Annotated in this window: 10 protein-coding genes; 2 read left to right on the plus strand and 8 right to left on the minus strand. The window is 53.8% G+C overall.

All coding sequences use genetic code 11. The features are described 5' to 3' along the window. Nucleotides 1-90: 90 nt before the first annotated feature. The 3 genes from F7231_RS09735 to F7231_RS09745 form a co-directional block, all read right to left on the minus strand. Nucleotides 91-2,472 carry an ABC transporter permease gene (locus tag F7231_RS09735; RefSeq protein WP_166691754.1) on the minus strand — a complete coding sequence of 794 codons (2,382 nt, stop codon included), beginning with the start codon at nucleotides 2,470-2,472 and terminating at the stop codon, nucleotides 91-93. 92 nt (nucleotides 2,473-2,564) lie between these two features. Beyond that, on the minus strand, nucleotides 2,565-5,045 hold the full coding sequence (locus F7231_RS09740) for an FtsX-like permease family protein (protein ID WP_166691755.1): 2,481 nt from the start codon (nucleotides 5,043-5,045) through the stop codon (nucleotides 2,565-2,567). 89 nt (nucleotides 5,046-5,134) lie between these two features. Further along, complete coding sequence (locus F7231_RS09745) at nucleotides 5,135-7,597, minus strand: ABC transporter permease (protein ID WP_166691756.1); 2,463 nt, start codon at nucleotides 7,595-7,597, stop codon at nucleotides 5,135-5,137. Between the two features lie 377 nt (nucleotides 7,598-7,974). On the opposite strand from F7231_RS09745, the gene F7231_RS09750 reads away from it, so the two are divergent. Both F7231_RS09750 and F7231_RS09755 read left to right on the plus strand, forming a co-directional pair. Next, complete coding sequence (locus F7231_RS09750) at nucleotides 7,975-8,769, plus strand: OstA-like protein (protein WP_085410874.1); 795 nt, start codon at nucleotides 7,975-7,977, stop codon at nucleotides 8,767-8,769. A gap of 20 nt (nucleotides 8,770-8,789) precedes the next feature. Continuing rightward, on the plus strand, nucleotides 8,790-10,190 hold the full coding sequence (locus F7231_RS09755; RefSeq protein ID WP_166691757.1) for a tetratricopeptide repeat protein: 1,401 nt from the start codon (nucleotides 8,790-8,792) through the stop codon (nucleotides 10,188-10,190). Between the two features lie 66 nt (nucleotides 10,191-10,256). Here F7231_RS09755 and F7231_RS09760 read toward each other — a convergent pair whose 3' ends face one another. From F7231_RS09760 to F7231_RS09780, 5 genes are read right to left on the minus strand one after another with little or no spacing between them, the layout of a single operon-like run. Then, nucleotides 10,257-10,565, minus strand: a complete 309-nt coding sequence (locus F7231_RS09760) for a hypothetical protein (protein WP_085410876.1) — start codon at nucleotides 10,563-10,565, stop codon at nucleotides 10,257-10,259. A 12-nt stretch (nucleotides 10,566-10,577) separates the two neighbouring features. After that, nucleotides 10,578-12,941 (minus strand): ABC transporter permease, encoded by a 2,364-nt coding sequence (locus F7231_RS09765; RefSeq protein ID WP_166691758.1) that lies wholly within the window; start codon nucleotides 12,939-12,941, stop codon nucleotides 10,578-10,580. Between the two features lie 58 nt (nucleotides 12,942-12,999). Further along, nucleotides 13,000-13,575 carry a hypothetical protein gene (locus F7231_RS09770; protein ID WP_166691759.1) on the minus strand — a complete coding sequence of 192 codons (576 nt, stop codon included), beginning with the start codon at nucleotides 13,573-13,575 and terminating at the stop codon, nucleotides 13,000-13,002. Between the two features lie 11 nt (nucleotides 13,576-13,586). Continuing rightward, on the minus strand, nucleotides 13,587-13,952 hold the full coding sequence (locus tag F7231_RS09775; RefSeq protein ID WP_085410878.1) for a hypothetical protein: 366 nt from the start codon (nucleotides 13,950-13,952) through the stop codon (nucleotides 13,587-13,589). A 12-nt stretch (nucleotides 13,953-13,964) separates the two neighbouring features. Next, nucleotides 13,965-16,403, minus strand: coding sequence for an ABC transporter permease (locus tag F7231_RS09780; RefSeq protein ID WP_166691760.1), 2,439 nt, complete (start codon nucleotides 16,401-16,403; stop codon nucleotides 13,965-13,967). Nucleotides 16,404-16,418: the final 15 nt, after the last annotated feature.

The raw sequence follows: 16,418 nt of genomic DNA on the forward strand, positions 1-16,418 counted from the left end.
GCAACGCCAGGCCATCATTGCCTAACCGAGGTTGGCTTTGATCCAATGTTAAACCGACAAGGCGGTTATCGCCTTGTCGGTTTACGGTACCTATTCGCTCCGCAGGCTATCGACTGGATTGGCGATAGCGGCACGGATGCTTTGCACACTGATGGTCAGGAGAGCAATGAGCATGGCCCCTGCCCCCGCCACGGCGAACACCCACCACTCAATGGTAATGCGGTAGGCAAAGTCGGCTAGCCAGGTATTCATGACCCACCACGCCAGCGGACTGGCGATGAGCACAGCCACAACCACCAACGCCACCAGTTCTCGACTGAGCATGCCGACAATACCGGCAACGCTGGCTCCCAGCACTTTCCGAATGCCGATCTCTTTCGTGCGGGCCTCTACGGTAAATGTCATCAATCCCAATAAGCCGAGGCAGGCAACCAGTAAAGTCAGCACCGTGAAGCCGTTGACGAGCGTGGCCAATTGCTGCTCTTTTTCGTAAAGTTTGTTGTAGGCGTCGTCGAGGAAATAATAATCGAAGGGGGCGGGTGGGTTGGCTTGTTCGTACAGCAGTTTAAGCTGACCCAGTGCCACAGGTACATCCTGCTTTGGGTTCAGTTTCACCAACAAATAACCGCCATTTTCTACTACGGCCCGGCTGGTATCACTCACAATCGAGAGCATCACCGGTGACTGTTCATGCTTTAACCCAAAGAGCTTGAAATCTGCTGTGACACCTTGAAGACCCTGATTAGTAAAACCGTACGGGTCGGGATGCGGCACTACACGAACCGCTTCGCCGGCCTCTTTCATCGCCTGCTGATTATACACCTGCAACTCCTTCGTAATGGCTTTATCGTTCCACCCAACGGGCGGTACGGCCCAGCCAATGCCAAGCGTCTTAAAAAACGATTTGTCAACTGTCAGCACGTTAACCATCGCCTGCTTCTTGGTCTTTTTTGCGGTCAAAAAATAGATAGCTACGTAGGGAGTAAACAAGCGCGTATTGGTAGCAGCCACCTGATCGGCCCCATTCCACTGACGAACGGCATCACGAAACGCCGCATACTGCGGGGCCATCTCTTTGTCAATGGCAACAGACACTACCTGTGCCCGATCGAGACCGATATTTTTTGTTCGCAGAAAGCGCATCTGCGCGAAGAAAATCAGGCTGCACATCAGCAAACCAGCCGATGCCGCGAACTGACCCGTCGTCAGCACACGGCGCATACCTGCTCCCTGCCTGCCCCCCGACACCGTACTTTTGAGGGCATCCTGCGGCCGAAATCCAGACAGTAGAAAAGCGGGATAACTACCGGCCAGCAACGAGCAGCTAAGCCACAGGCCAGCCAGCAACAGCCAGTAGTTGGCATCATCGAAAACGCGGCCATCCATACGAATTCCCAGCAACTGGTTTATCCACGGAAACGACATAGCCAGCAGGCCAAGCCCCAACCCAACGGCCAGCGTAGTTGTCAGAAAGGATTCGGTATAGAATTGCGTAACCAACTCGCGCCGTTGACCACCGATGGCTTTCCGAACCCCCACTTCGCGGGCCCGTTGCGTGGCGCGGGCTGTTGTCAGGCTGACGTAATTGGTGGTGGCTAAGGCCAGAATCAGTAAGGCAATACCCAGGAAAATGTACAGGTTCTGTCGCGTATCGGCCGCAACGGTATGACTGTGCAGGTGCAGATCGGGAAGGGCTTCGAGCAAGAATGAGGCCTTGGCATCCATGAACTTAACGCCCTTATTTACCGACTTCAGCTTTTCAGCCGTCTTAGCCACATCTGTTCCGGGCCGTAGTACCAGGTATGTGTCCAGGAAACCGGCATACGCCCAACTTTCCTTTTTCCGATCCCCCAACGTAGGCACAGAGGCCAGCGACACGAGCGCATCGAACCGAAAAATGGTGTTGGTTGGCAGGTCAGCAAACACACCGCTGACCGTTAATGGGTAGTTTTTATCGTACGTAATTGATCTACCAACCGGGTTCTGATTGCCGAATAGCTTCTCGGCCAGCGGCTTTGTCAACACGATCTTCCCCGGCTCGGTCAGGGCCGTTTGGGGGTCTCCCTCAGCCAGGCTGAAGCCCATGACCGTCAGCAGCGATGGATCGGCAAAGCCTACGTTATTTGGTTTTTGCTTATGATCAGCATCCGCCTGTACCCAGACAGGGCCCATGCCTTCCGAAATACGCACAATCTGTTCCACTTCGGGCAGTTGTCGTTTCGCTTCCCGACCAAACGACTCGTGCATGTTGGCCATGGTCATTTCCTGACCGTCGTAATTCGACACAGACAAAGCCCGGTAGGTACGTTCGGCCAGCGGATGAAACTGGTCGTAGTGAAACTCGTGCCAGACGTATAGTCCGATGTAGGCGCTGACAGCTAGTCCAACGGCCAGCCCGCCAATGTTCAGGGCCGAGTACAGCCGGTTACGCCCCAATTGGCGCAATGCAAGGATGAGATAGGTGCGTAGCATAACGCTGTGAGTTGTAGCACCAAAGCTCCAGCTTCGGTAATTAGTTTGATATATCTTCACGTCACCAAAGCTGGAGCTCCGGTGCTACACTGTTACTCATTTCTTAGACTATCCACCGGGTTGGCGATGGCGGCACGGATGCTTTGGAAGGCGACCGTGACCAGGGCGATAATCAGGGCCAGAACAGCAGCACCGGCGAAGAGCCACCACGACAAATCGATCTGGTAGGCGTAGTTATTGAGCCACTGTTTCATGCCCCAACCCGCCAACGGCGTGGCAATCACGATGGCGATGCCCACCAGCACCACGAATTCCTGACTCAGCAAGGCCACCACACTGGCGACCGACGCTCCCAGCACTTTACGAATGCCAATTTCTTTGGTGCGTTGATAGGCTGTGAGGGTAACTAGCCCGAACAGGCCGAGGCACGAGATCAGAATGGCAACAACCGTAGCCAGGTTGACAATCCGCGATAGCGTCTGCTCTTCACTGTACATATCGCTGAGCACATCGTCGTAGAAGCGATAGCTGAACGTATCGTTGGGGTAAGCTTTTTCCCAGATAGCCCTGATGGCAGCTAACGTACCTGACCAATCGGTGGGGTTAGCCGATGCCAGCTTGATATTAAGGCCGTTGACGTAGCGCGTCTCGGTGGTTAGGGCCACCGGCTTTATTTTCCGCGAGACCCCACCCATATCAAAATCCTTGACCACGCCCACGATTGGGTACATAGTCCCATACTTACCCTCGGGGTCATTCGACGGATGTTCATACAGCACTTTACCAATCGCCTCTTGCGGGGAGCCCAGATTAAAGGCTTTCAGCGCCGTTTCGTTGATGATCCATTCGCGGGGTGTGTCTGAATGCTTCAGGTTACGGCCTGCCAGTAGTTGTACACCGTATAAATCCAGCCAGGCCGTATCAATCGCTTTTCGGCTCATTTCTGCTGAGAGAAAGCCTATAGGTCCGTACTTTCTTCCTTTAATGCCTACTTCACCATCAAAACCAACCGACATGGGTGCAGTGCTAAGGCTCAGCGCCGCTACACCAGGCAACTGTTTCACGTTATTGCATAGGGTAAGGTGGCGGTTATGTAAGGGTGACTTCTCATCATAGATATATTGCATTGGGGCCTCTATCAATACGACCGCCTCCCGGTTGAAGCCAATATCCCGGGTATACGCAAAGTGCAACTGACGACCTACCACAATGGTCCCGACAATGAACACCTGTGCGATGACAAACTGAAAGACAACCAACCCTTTCCGTAACGTAATTCGTCCAGTTGCGCCTACCACTACCAAGCGCTGCCCACGCAACACCTTAACCGGTTGTAACCGGGTTATCAGCCAGGACGGATAAAGCCCTGCCAGCACGCTAACACCGGCCACCAGCGCCACCAGAAAAAGGGCAATTTTGATTGGATCAAGACGGTCGGTCGCCACCCAAGGCACCAGTTCATCAAACGACTGTACGAACTGCACCGAGATTGGCCAGGCCACTAAAAGCGCTAGACAGGTAACAAGGGTGGTTTCGCCTAAAAACTGCGCAATGAGCGTGCTCCGACTACTGCCCAATGCTTTGCGAACGCCAATTTCACGAGCCCGCTGCGGCACCAGCGCCGTACTCAGGTTGATATAGTTGATGCAGGCCAGCGCAAGAATGAATAGAGCCAGACCCGCCAGGCTCAGCAACTCTTTCCTGCTGGCACGCGGCCAGTAATCGGCTCCGAAATGAATATCGTCCAGCGGTTGCAGCAAGTGCCTGCGTTGGTCATTGCCCATGCCAAACTGCTTGTAGGCAAGAGCCAAATAACGCGCGGCTACCAAGTTAATTTGCCGAATCACGGAGGATGGATCAACTTTTGGCTGCAATAGCACATACACCATTGCGTCTTCTTGAATCCATTGTTCCGCATTGCTAACAGGCCATTCTCTAGGTGACACAAACTCTTTCCCATCGAAGTGAGTCAGGTACATCAGGTCAGCCACAACACCCGTTACGCTGACATGGGTCGTATCGGCCGTATGAATGTAGGTGAGTTGCTTGCCCAGTACCTGCCGGGGTGTTAGGTGCGGAAAATACAGCTTTGCTCGGCTTTGGGTGAGCACCACTTTTCCCGGCTCGGCAAGCGCATTGGCCGGATCGCCCGCCAGCCAGGTATAGGAAATAAGCTTAAAATAAGCCGGGGTCGTCTGGTAACTATCACCTACCTCACTAAGCCGTAGCGGTTTACTACCAGCCACAGACGGCACCAGAACGAAAAACGGATTATGCTGACTAATCGGCACCACCAATTCCAGCCCCGCAACTTGCCCTTGTACAACTTCTGCCAGCGAATTAGGTACATGTGGGCTTCCCACGTCCTTTCCACCAGCGTTATAACGGCTTACCAACCGGTACATCCGGTCGCCGTTGGGCTGGTTGCGGTCAAAACTATACTCGAAACTGATGATGCGGAAAATAACCCAACATGTACTGAGCCCGATAGCCAGACCCAGTACGTTGAGGCCCGTGTACAGCCGATTCCGCCATAATTGACGAAAGGCAAGCTTGAGGTAGGGGTATAGCATAGGGGGTCACGGTAGCACCGAGCTCCAGCTTCGATAGTTAGTTTAATATATCTTCACGTCACCAAAGCTGGAGCTCCGGTGCTACACTGTTACTCATTTCTTAGACTATCCACCGGGTTGGCGATGGCGGCACGGATGCTTTGGAAGGCGACGGTGACCAGGGCGATAATCAGGGCCAGAACAGCAGCACCGGCGAAGAGCCACCACGACAAATCGATCTGGTAGGCGTAGTTATTGAGCCACTGTTTCATGCCCCAACCCGCCAACGGCGTGGCAATCACGATGGCGATGCCCACCAGCACCACGAATTCCTGACTCAGCAAGGCCACTACACTGGCGACCGACGCTCCCAGCACTTTGCGGATGCCAATTTCTTTCGTGCGCTGGAAAGCGGTAAGCGTCGCTAGTCCAAACAGGCCCAGGCACGAGATCAAAATGGCGACTGCTGTAGCCAGATTGATAACCCGCGACAGCGTCTGCTCTTCCCGGTAGAGGTGCTGCATGGAATCGTCATAAAATTCGTATTTGAATGCATCATCCGGATACGCTTTTTTCCAAGCCTGTTCCAGCGCCGCCAACGTTCCCGACCAGTCGGCGGGGTTGGTCGACGCCAGTTTAATATTAAGCGTGTTATTGGTGCGAGTTTCGGTCATCAGAGCCACTGGGTTGATCTTCCGCGAAATACCCAGTGTATTAAAGTCATTCACCACACCCACTATCGGATAGGCCTTTTTGCCTTCGTACAGCAATTTGCCAATGGCTTGCTCTGGTGTACCCAGATCGAAGGTTTTCAGGGCAGTTTCATTCACGACCCATTCGCGGGCGGTGTCAGATGGCTGCACATTTCGGCCCGCCAGCAGTTTGATACCATACAGATTCAGCCAGGTTGTGTCGATGTGTTTGCGCTGAATGGCGGCCAGGATCTCCTGCCCTTTCCGGCCCTTGATTCGGGCCTCACCGGTTGAATAGGAACCGGTAAGTGGGGCATCGCCGAGGCTCACCGTGGCTACGCCGGGCAGTTGACGGTAGGTCTCACGGAGGGTCAGATGCCGGGTACGTAACGGCGATTTTACATTCCAGACGTACTTCATGGGGGCCTTAACCAACACCACCGCCTGTCGGGTAAAGCCCAGCTCTTTGGTGAAGGCAAACCGAAGCTGTTGACCGATAATGATCGCCCCCACAATGAACACCTGGGCTATGATGAACTGAAAAACGATCAGACTTTTACGCAGCGTGATTCGCCCCGAACTTCCTGTCAGCACCGCGCTTTTTCCCGAGCGAAGCACCTGTACGGCTTGTAACCGGGTAATGAGCCAGGCTGGATACATGCCAGCAAACACACTGACAAGCAAGAGCAACGTAAGTAGAAACGCCGCCAGTAGCCCCACATTCAGGTAGTTGGTGGTTCCTTCAGGTATCAGATCGTGGAATGACTGCATGAATAACCCGGCAAATGGCCAGGCAACCAGCAACGCCAGAGCCGTGACCAGCGCGGTCTCACCCAGAAACTGCGTCATCAACGCCATACGACTACTCCCCAGCGCTTTGCGTACCCCAATCTCGCGGGCTCGTTGCGGCACCTGTGCTGTGCTCAGGTTAACGTAATTGACCACCGCCAGCGCCAGCACAAACAGGGCCAGCCCCACCAGACTAAGCAGCCTTTTCTTATCAGCTCGCCCATCATAATCAGGGTTGAAATGAATGTCGGACAACGGCTGGAAAACTACCTGCTGGTTCATGTCGCTAGTGCCCCACTTCCGGAATAACGGAGCTGCGTTAGCCCGGGTTAACCGGGTGGCCTGCTCACTGAGCCGCGCCACGTTGACGTTAGGTTGTACCAGCACATACAGCCAATTGTCGGAGTTGATACTGCCCCATTCCTCAGGATCACTGTAGGTCTTATCGCCAACCAGCGCGATAAATTCCTTCCCATCGAAATCGGTGGGATACGTTAGGTCGGCAATGACACCTGCTACAACCGTACGGGTAGTATCATTGAACCCATAGTAAGTAAGTTGCCGGCCAATAGCCTGTTGGGGTGTCAATTGAGGAAAATACTGCTGCATACGACGTTGAGTCAGCACCACTCTACCGGGTTCAGCAAGAGCATTGGCGGGGTCGCCAGCCAGCCAGCGATACGGGACCAGCTTGAAATAATCGGAGGTTGTGCGACAAACGTGATCAACAGCGTCGATGCGAACCGGCTTTACAGACGGGACAGCAGCAGCCACATCGATCGCCGGTTCGTACACTTTCTGGAATGGTATGGTTAGGTCTACACCCGCTACCTTCGTTTGAATAGCCCCGGCCAGCGGCTTGGGTACACCGGCATGCCCCATTTCCTTCCCATCGATGTCAAGGCGGCTAACCACCCGATACAGCCGGTCGCCGTTGGGGTGATTGCGATCAAAACTGAATTCGAAGCTGACGATCTGGAAAATGACCCAGCACGCACTCAGCCCGATAGCCAGACCCAGCACGTTGAGGCTTGTGTAGAGTCGGTTTCGCCATAATTGACGAAAGGCAAGCGTAAGGTGAGAACGCAGCATACTGAGGTAGTTTTAGTTTACCCTTCGGCAATGGTCATGCCATGCCGCAAAAAGTGCCTCTCAGATCGATTGACGGCATTTTTAGTGGATACATTGTCCGAAACTGGACAGATTTCCGTCCGAATGAGTACGGTGACCAGTTGGCTTCATCTAGGCTGACAAACAGCCTGAGCAGGAAGCGACGTGAACAAGGAGGATAGGACGTCGGCGGGCTACTTCGCAAGCCCGGTCATTCTATATACACCAGAATTTTTTAGTCAGGAAAACACATCTGGGTAGCTAGCATTCGAGTATGTAACTAATCGACACGCTGGAAAGCGCTGCTCTATCCATCTCCTAATTAACTGGCTTGTGGTGCTTTCGGGGCACTAACTACTATGCGTAACCCGTCAATTTTCGTTGCTCTTTTCTGCCTGCCAATCGCTGTAGTAGCGCAGCATCAATCCCCACTCTCACCCCGTACCGATCAGATTACGCTGGATATGCAGCCGGGTAAGCAGGTTGATATTTCGTCATCACCGGGTATTCGTCGGTACAAAGGCAATGTCAGGCTACGCCAGCGAGGCATTATGCTCTTCTGTGATCGGGCGGTTCATCAACTGACGACGAACATGATCAATGCTGCTGGTCATGTGCTCCTTGTTCAGAACGATTCGCTCACCTTGAAAAGCGATTCGCTGGTATACGACAGTGCCAGCCAGCAAGTGACGCTGATCGGGCACGTTCTATTGCAAAACGGCCGGGCCGTGCTCACCACTACGCTGCTCGATTATGATCTGCGAACCGGCATAGCCCACTACAGCGGAAAGGGTCGATTGGCAGACGGGCGCTTCATTCAGACGAGCCTGGATGGGTTTTATGACGTGCGCACAAAACAACTGGAAACCACCCGGGTCATGAAAGACCAGCACCGAAATTTACCCGACCACCTGACAACCGCCGAGGCAGCCGTTGCCCCCGACGTGACCTATCGAAAGGATGAGCGGCCCATTAAATTGACAATGAGTCCGCAACCGAATTACATCGGAACAAAGCCCGAATCCGTAGGTACGTATATACGACCGTTACCTACGTTAAAACGGCCGATTCAACCGGTTACCAGTGTTCGCAAACAGGAGCCTGACGAAAGTGACCTGGAGCAGCTTCTTAACCGAAAAAAACGTGCTTTCTAGCTTTACCAACCCATATCAACATGAAACGTATTCTCTTCGCATTCCTCTTTCTTGGCAGTACGCTGACTGCCGTTGGGCAAAAAGCCCAGTCGCTTAACCAGGCCATCCGGTACATCAAACTGGCAATCACCCTCCGCGAGGTAGACAAGTCCGACGAGTCGATTGCGCTGTTAAAGCGGGCCTTACCAGCCACTAACAGCAGCTTGTACTGGCAGGCGATCACCAACGAGTTGCTGGGACTTTCGTATAAAGACCTACAGGACTTCAGCACGTCGTTACGCTACCTGGAAAAAGCCCGGACTCAGTATGCGCAGCTCAAATATGTAGCCAGCGCCTGGGGTGTCAACGAGATCATCCGCGATGTGTCGGGCAAGAACCTGTACGCAGGTATCCAGATCGGGGCATCAGACATCAAACTGGCGATTTTCAAAACCCAGTACGAGAGTGATTTCTACGAAAAAGACATTCGGTCGGTCATTGACATCCCCGACGTCACGCTGACGGCCGACGCGTCTAATTCGCCTCAGAAAGGACGTGCCGCCCTAAAAGAGTGCCTGGATTCGATCAGGCGCTACAACATCCCCAATGAACGGGTATTTATCGTGTTTAGCAGTGACATTCGGAACGGTAAGCCGATCGACAAAAATCGCTTGTATGACCAACTGGCCACCATTCTTCCCAGCGGCACTAACCTACGCATCGACACTACCATCAGCGCGGCCCGCGAAGCCGAACTGTTCACCATCGGGGCTATTCCGCGTAAGGTGTGGCCCACCACGTCGGCGCTTAATATCGGCGCTGGCAGCGTAATGGGCGGTTATTTCGACACGAACAAGAAGTTTCATTATGTAAACTTCCCGGTTGGCGTCAATACGCTGGCCGATCAGATCGACCCGAAGCGATCGCTGAGTATCGAGGCGTTTAAACGGGAAGCCCAGCGGACTGCCCCCAGTCTGACCGACAAAAAACTAACGCCCGACTTACCGGGCATTCAGCAACGACGGACGGTTGGCTTGGGTGGGGCTATTACCCAGGCGCTGGTCACGTACCTGCACCCCGAAAAGGCCATGACTACGGCGGTGCCTATCAGTCAGGCCGACATTGCCCAGTTTAAAAATCTGGTGATGAATGATTTCTCGGCGCTGACGAAACCTAATCTGAACGAGATTGCTGATCCCGCAACGCGCGACAAAGCAGCCCGCGATATTGGCCAGATTCAGAATCAGTTGACGCAGAAACAGCTTATTGCAGGCATTCTTCTGCTGGAAGCGACCGTCAACGGCTACAACAGCAAAGGTGGCCCCAAGCGGTTTGTGTTTGTCCGTGACGCCGACATCGGCTGGGTAACGGGTAAATTCCTGGAAACGATCAACTACGAATACGAATCGACCATCGCCAAGGGTGCGCTCTACACCCGGTAGGTAGCTTATTGAGGCCTGGAGCGGCTCGTTACAGCCGCCCCAGGCCCAAATTGCAGGCTTTTTGGTCTACGCCAGTTGCCGCAGACGGCGCTGCTTGATCAGGTCTTCGCGTCGGACGAAAGTGATCGGCACAAACTCGTCGGTTGGGGCTCCGATGTAGTAGAGTGCCCAATCCTGGTCGTAGCTGGCCAGTAGTTGCTGAATGCACTCGACCCGGTCGAAGGTGGGCACCAGCGACTGTGAGCCGGTGCAGTCGCTCCAGTAGAACAGCTCGACGCGGTAATGCAGGGCCTGTTTCTGGCCATTAATAGTTACCTCAATTTCGATATCCTGCTTGCCAGGTACGTTCGGGATTGGAATAGCGATGTGCGCCATAGTTGTAGCTGTTTATTCAGTTCGTAAGGAGTTTACAGGGTTCGATCGGGCGGCGAGGTACGTTCGTAACCCGATGGTCAGGCTGCCAAGCACCAGCAGTACCCCAACGCAAAGGCCTAGCGTTTCGGCACCGATGGCTACGTGATAGGCAAAAGAGAACAGAAAAGCATAGCCGGCCATATAACCTAATGGCAGGGCAATGGCGGCGGCAATCACCAAAAGTTTAACAAAATCACGCGACAGCAGCCACACCAGTTGGCTTACTTCGGCCCCCATCACTTTCCGCACCCCGATCTCTTTCACGCGGGTCTGGGTGGTGTAGGTTACCATGCCTAACAGACCCAGACAGCCAATAGAAAACGCCAGACCGATGAGCAAACCCATAAAGTCAGCGTCGTCGGCATGGGTGTGCCGGTCTTCCAGAAAGTTATCATACCATTGCCCTTCGAAGGGTTCGTAGGGTCGGAGCCGTTTCCAGACCTGCTTTACGTCGGCCATAACCTTCTCTTCAGCACCCGCCGCTACGCTCAGCGTTACGTACCGATACTGATTGGGTACGTTGTGCAGGATCAACGGTTTCAAGGCTATGGCAAACGTGGTGAATCGGAAATCTTTCAGCACGCCCACCACCTGCACGTCGGTACTGTCATTGAGCCAGAGCGACTGGCCAATTGCATCGCGGGGCGTACCCAGCCCGAACGCTTTTACCGCCTCTTCGTTGATCAACACCTGCCGCCCAACAGTATCGGCCGCCGTAGCCGCCATATTCTGCCCGGCCAGCAACGTCAGACCCATGTTGGGCACAAACTGATCATTGACCGACCAGAGAAAGGTCATCGACGAATCCTGAGCCGTACGGGTCCGCTTGATTGTCTGCGAGTTGCCGTGGGAGCCAAACAACTCAGACGTAGCCGAGATCCGCTCAACGCCCGTCAATCGGTTCAACTCGTTCATCAGGCGGGGTGCAGGTACGTCGTTGATCGGTACGTTCAGCATTCGCTCGCGCCGGAACCCGTAGTCGCCCGTAGCCATGTAATCCATCTGGCGCACCATCGTCAGCAGACTGATCATGGCGACCAGCGAAATGGTAAATTGAATGACGATCAGCGTTTTGCGAAGCGAAATCCCGCGAATGATCCGTAATCCCGAGTGACTGCGAAGCACCTGCGCCGGTTCGAACCCCGACAACACCCGTGCCGGCACGATACCAGCCAGCAACCCGGCTGCGATACTGAACAGGGCGAAAATAACCCAGATTGTCCAGTCCCAGCGAACGCCGCCGATGAGCCATTGCTGCACAAACGCCATCGGCTTCACCAGTTCGAGCATCAGGAAAGCCAGCCCCAGCGCCAACAGCGACAGCACTACCGATTCGGCCATAAACTGCCCCAGCAATTGCCAACGCACGGCCCCAGACACCTTCCGGATACCTACCTCACGGGCGCGGCTCAATGAACGAGCCAGCGTAAGATTTACGTAGTTGAACGCGGCCAGCAGCAGGGTAATCAGCCCAACGCCCAACTCGGCCAGTAATCCGGGAACCTGCGGCTCGTAGGTGCCGTACATCATTTCGCTCCGCGCCGGAGACAGGCGGCTCAGTTGTTGAGTGCGAAAGGTGTAGCCCTTGATATCGGCAAAGCGAAGTTCGCGTGTGGCGCGGCTCACGACCAAGGGCAGTACGTTATCGAGTGCATCAGCCGGTGTGCCGGGTTTCAGCATCACATAGGTGTAGCCCGAGTTGTACTGCTTCCATTCGGAAAGAGAACCCCGGTTTTTAGCGCCGTATGACGAACTGGAAAACAGCAGATCGAATACCAGGTGCGACTTGGCAGGCAACTCGGCCAACACGCCCGTAACGGTGAAGTTTCCCAACTCCTGGTGTTGCAACGTCTGGCCAATGGGGTTGGCCGTACCAAAGAATTTCCGGGCCATCGCCTGCGTCAGCACAACGGTGTTTGGCTCAGTGGCTGGTCGGCCCTGGGCGAGGGGGAAACTAAAAATGTGGAAGAAACCGGGATCAACGGCAAAGCCCATCGTAGACAGCCGCTTGTGATTGCCCAGAAACTCGTTGTATGACCTCACTACGTGGGTCGCTTCCTCAATAAACCCGTATTGCTGTTTCAGCGTGGCCCCGAGCGGTACGGGCGTCGTGGCAAACGGCGCTTTATCGTTATTCCGCGAAACCACATCGGAAATGATCCGGTAGGTTCGGTTCCGGTTGGCCTGAAAGCTGTCATAATCGAACGCCCCTTTGATGTGCGCAATAGCCAGCATACAAACGGTAAGCCCGGAGGCCAGCCCGAAGACGTTGATGAACGAAAACAGCTTGTGTTTCCAGAGGTTGCGCAGCGCAATTTTGAGGTAGTTGTTGAGCATATGATTCGGAGTTCAGGACTTGAGGAGCCGTTGTTCTGCCCCCTCAAGTCCACTCTGTTTATTTCACATTGATCGCGTTTGTCCCACCGGCCTTAACCGTAAACGGCATTTGTATCTGGAGCACCCCATTCTGCCAATACTGTAGTCGGTATTCACCGGGTTCCAGTGGCAGATCGATTGGGAAGAACGATGCGTTCTCCTTAGCCGGACTATGCGAGCGGGAGTAAGCATAGCCCGTACCCGAAATGTCGAGTTTCATTTTATCAGTACAGGTCCGGCAAGTAAAACGAACCGTTTCGGTACCCGTTGGAGAAACGGGCGGTGTGGGAGCGCCGACGGAGACCGCACCCACTGGCGGCATGGCTACACCCGGTGGCGGGGGCGTTGTGTTGAGCCCGAGTGAATCGAGCACCTTATTTTTCAACGTCTCTTTCTGCGCGTTGCTCAGGCCCGCTACATTGAAGGTACGGTTGTATCGTAGCTGTTCGCCGTCGGTCCGTTCGGCCTGTATCTGAATAGACAGTTGGTCTTTACCGTTATCGTTGATCGATGTGTTTACGTTCCGGTAGCTTACCTGCTGAGCACTCGCCAACGTACCCGTCAGCAACAAAAAAAGGATGATTAAGCTTTTCATTGATAACTGGTTTAAAATCCCTTAACAGCACTCATCTGCGATTCCTGTTGCGTTTGGTAGACCACAATGCCGAGTGCCACTAATAGGCTGACAACGCCCAGGGCCAGCACCAGTAGCCACGGCACGTCGTGTAACGCCAGTGGTATGCCCTGCGCTTTAAACGCTTTAAGCATGAGCCACTCCTTCTGCAGGCGATTCATGCCGGCCACATCAAACGACTGGTCGAAGTGAATCGGCTGCCCATTCTGTACGCCGTCAATTTTGATCGAGAGCGTTTTTTCGTCATCAGCAATTTGCTTCCGAAGTGAAGTGCGCGCTTGCTGGGCCATCGTGGCTGCGCTCAGGCAAAGCAGGAGGCCAATTAGGAAGTACTTCATACATGCGTTTGTTTAGTCTGCGCGTAAAGACTTCACCGGATTGGTTAACGCTGCTTTGACCGACTGAAAACTTACGGTAAGCAGCGCAATGCCAACCGACAACGTACCTGCCAGGACAAAGACCCACCACTCAATGTCGATCCGGTAGGCGAAGTCGGCCAGCCAAGAGTTCATGGCCCACCAGGCCAGCGGCGAAGCAACCGCGATGGCGACCACTACCAGGATCAGGAAATCTTTCGAGAGTAGCCCCACGATGCTGGTTACGCTGGCTCCCAACACCTTCCGCACACCGATTTCTTTCGTGCGTTGCTCGGCCATGAAGGCAGCAAGGCCAAACAAACCGAGGCAGGCGATCAGAATGGCAATCACCGAAAACAGCAGCACTACCGTACCAATGCGTTGTTCGGCGCGGTACATCTGGTCAAAACTGTCTTGTAAAAACGAGTAGTTGAACGGCTGTCCCGGCGCAAGCTGCTTCCATTTCGCCTCGATCTGCCGCAGCAGCGCAGGCACGTCGGTCTGACTGATTCGGAAGGACACAGACCCACTCTGCGGACTGAGTACCATCGATAAAGCACCAATGTTGGTACGCAGCGATTCGAAGTGGAAGTTCTTCACTACGCCAATCACCGTGTAGGTTTTACGGGTTTTGCCTTCGGCGTCATCGAACCGGTAAATGCGCATGCCGAGCGGATTCTTTACACCCAGCACCTTCACCGCTGCTTCGTTCAGAATCATGCCGGTTGAATCGGTGCCGAAAGCGCGCGAGAAGTTACGGCCCTGCAAAATGGTCATCCCAAGAGTGGGAATATAATCATGGTCGACGTCCCAGTGCTGCATGTTGATACCTTTCGACCGATCGGCCTGCCCTTCCGGGAAGAAACCACTGTCGCTCCGATCAGAGGGAGTAGGCAGGTAACTCGACATCGTACCTGCGGTCACACCAGGAAGTTGCAAAACGTCATTTTTAAACACCTCAGCCTGCTTACCGAGTGAATTCACATCGTTGACGGTTAGTACCCGCTCGCGGTCGAAACCCACTTTCTTTGTTTGAATAAAGTGAATTTGGCGGTACACCACCAACGTACCCACAATGAGCAGCATCGACATCATGAACTGAAATACAACCAGTCCACTCCTTAGACTAACCCCTTTCAGACCATTTCCTCGGCTGATGACACTCCCTTTCAACACGCTAATGGGCCGGAATGAAGACAGAAATAGAGCTGGGTAACTTCCTGCCATTAACCCCACCCCCAACGGCAACAACGCAATACCGATCAGCATACCCGGTGTCAGCAATCGGCCAATGGTTAGCTGTTTTGCCGTAATGTCGTTAAAGAGGGGCATAGCCAGCGACACCAGAGCAATAGCCACCAATAATGACAAACTGGCCGTCAGGATCGATTCAGCCATAAACTGGCCAATCAGTTGCCCGCGCTCGGAGCCCAGCACTTTCCGAACCCCTACTTCTTTAGCCCGTTTGGATGAGCGCGCTGTAGCCAGATTCATAAAGTTGATACAGGCGATCAGCAGGATAAACAGCGCCACAGCCGAGAAAATATACACGTACTGGATATCGCCGTTGGGTGCCAGTTCAATGATCTGTTTTGAGTGCAGGTGAATGCTGGTGAGGGGTATGAGCCAGAACCGCAGTGTATTACCACTTTTACGAAATTGATCCATACCGCTACCCAAAAACTGACGTACCTGAGGTCCTACGTACGTCTCGATCACCTGATCGAAATTCCGGGCGAAGGCCGTAGCATCGGTACCGGGTTTCAGAACAATGTAGGTGTGGTGATTAAAACTGAGCCACTGCCCCAACGGATATTTGTCGTTGCTTATCGTCAGGAAAAAGTCGGTCCGAAAGTGGCTGTTCGCGGGTATATCACGCATAACCGCCGTGACTTTATACGCGTCAGTATTATTGAAAAGCAGCGTTTGACCAACGGCATTACCTGTGCCAAAATGCCGTTTTGCAGCTGACTCGCTAATCACAACTGAACTTGGGGAAGTCAGCGCCCTCTTCGGGTCGGCCCCGGCAACAAGCGGCAGGGTGAAGACATCGAACAGCGTTGAGTCGGCAAAGGTGATGTCATTTTCACGCAGATTTGTGGCGCCACCAGCTCGTTTTACCAGCCAGTTTCCGCGGTAATGTAGCCGCGCGTAAGCCTCAACTTGCGGGTAATTGGCTTTGAGCGTTGGTCCCATTGGGTCGGGAGCTACCGCGAAGTGCATATCGTTACCGCCGAATTTTATATCAGAATTGACCCGATAGGTCCGGTCAGCTTTCTGATTGAACCGATCGTAGCTAAGCTCGTCCAGCACGTATAGCGAAATAAGCAGGCAACAGGCCAGACCCAGAGCCAGCCCGAATACATTGATAAACGTAAACCCGATTTGGTTTATCAGGCTTCGCCAAGCGATTTTGATGTAGTTTGTGAGCATGGGATTAGGGGAGGA

The organism is Fibrivirga algicola (genome assembly GCF_011742925.1).
In the GTDB taxonomy this organism is placed as follows: Bacteria; Bacteroidota; Bacteroidia; order Cytophagales; family Spirosomataceae; genus Fibrella; species Fibrella algicola.

Bases quoted from the DNA above. Each gene is read 5' to 3' on its own strand.
- F7231_RS09735 (WP_166691754.1), bottom strand. From the start codon at position 2,472: ATGCTACGCACCTATCTCATCCTTGCATTGCGCCAATTGGGGCGTAAC.
- F7231_RS09740 (WP_166691755.1), bottom strand. From the start codon at position 5,045: ATGCTATACCCCTACCTCAAGCTTGCCTTTCGTCAATTATGGCGGAAT.
- F7231_RS09745 (WP_166691756.1), bottom strand. From the start codon at position 7,597: ATGCTGCGTTCTCACCTTACGCTTGCCTTTCGTCAATTATGGCGAAAC.
- F7231_RS09750 (WP_085410874.1), top strand. From the start codon at position 7,975: ATGCGTAACCCGTCAATTTTCGTTGCTCTTTTCTGCCTGCCAATCGCT.
- F7231_RS09755 (WP_166691757.1), top strand. From the start codon at position 8,790: ATGAAACGTATTCTCTTCGCATTCCTCTTTCTTGGCAGTACGCTGACT.
- F7231_RS09760 (WP_085410876.1), bottom strand. From the start codon at position 10,565: ATGGCGCACATCGCTATTCCAATCCCGAACGTACCTGGCAAGCAGGAT.
- F7231_RS09765 (WP_166691758.1), bottom strand. From the start codon at position 12,941: ATGCTCAACAACTACCTCAAAATTGCGCTGCGCAACCTCTGGAAACAC.
- F7231_RS09770 (WP_166691759.1), bottom strand. From the start codon at position 13,575: ATGAAAAGCTTAATCATCCTTTTTTTGTTGCTGACGGGTACGTTGGCG.
- F7231_RS09775 (WP_085410878.1), bottom strand. From the start codon at position 13,952: ATGAAGTACTTCCTAATTGGCCTCCTGCTTTGCCTGAGCGCAGCCACG.
- F7231_RS09780 (WP_166691760.1), bottom strand. From the start codon at position 16,403: ATGCTCACAAACTACATCAAAATCGCTTGGCGAAGCCTGATAAACCAA.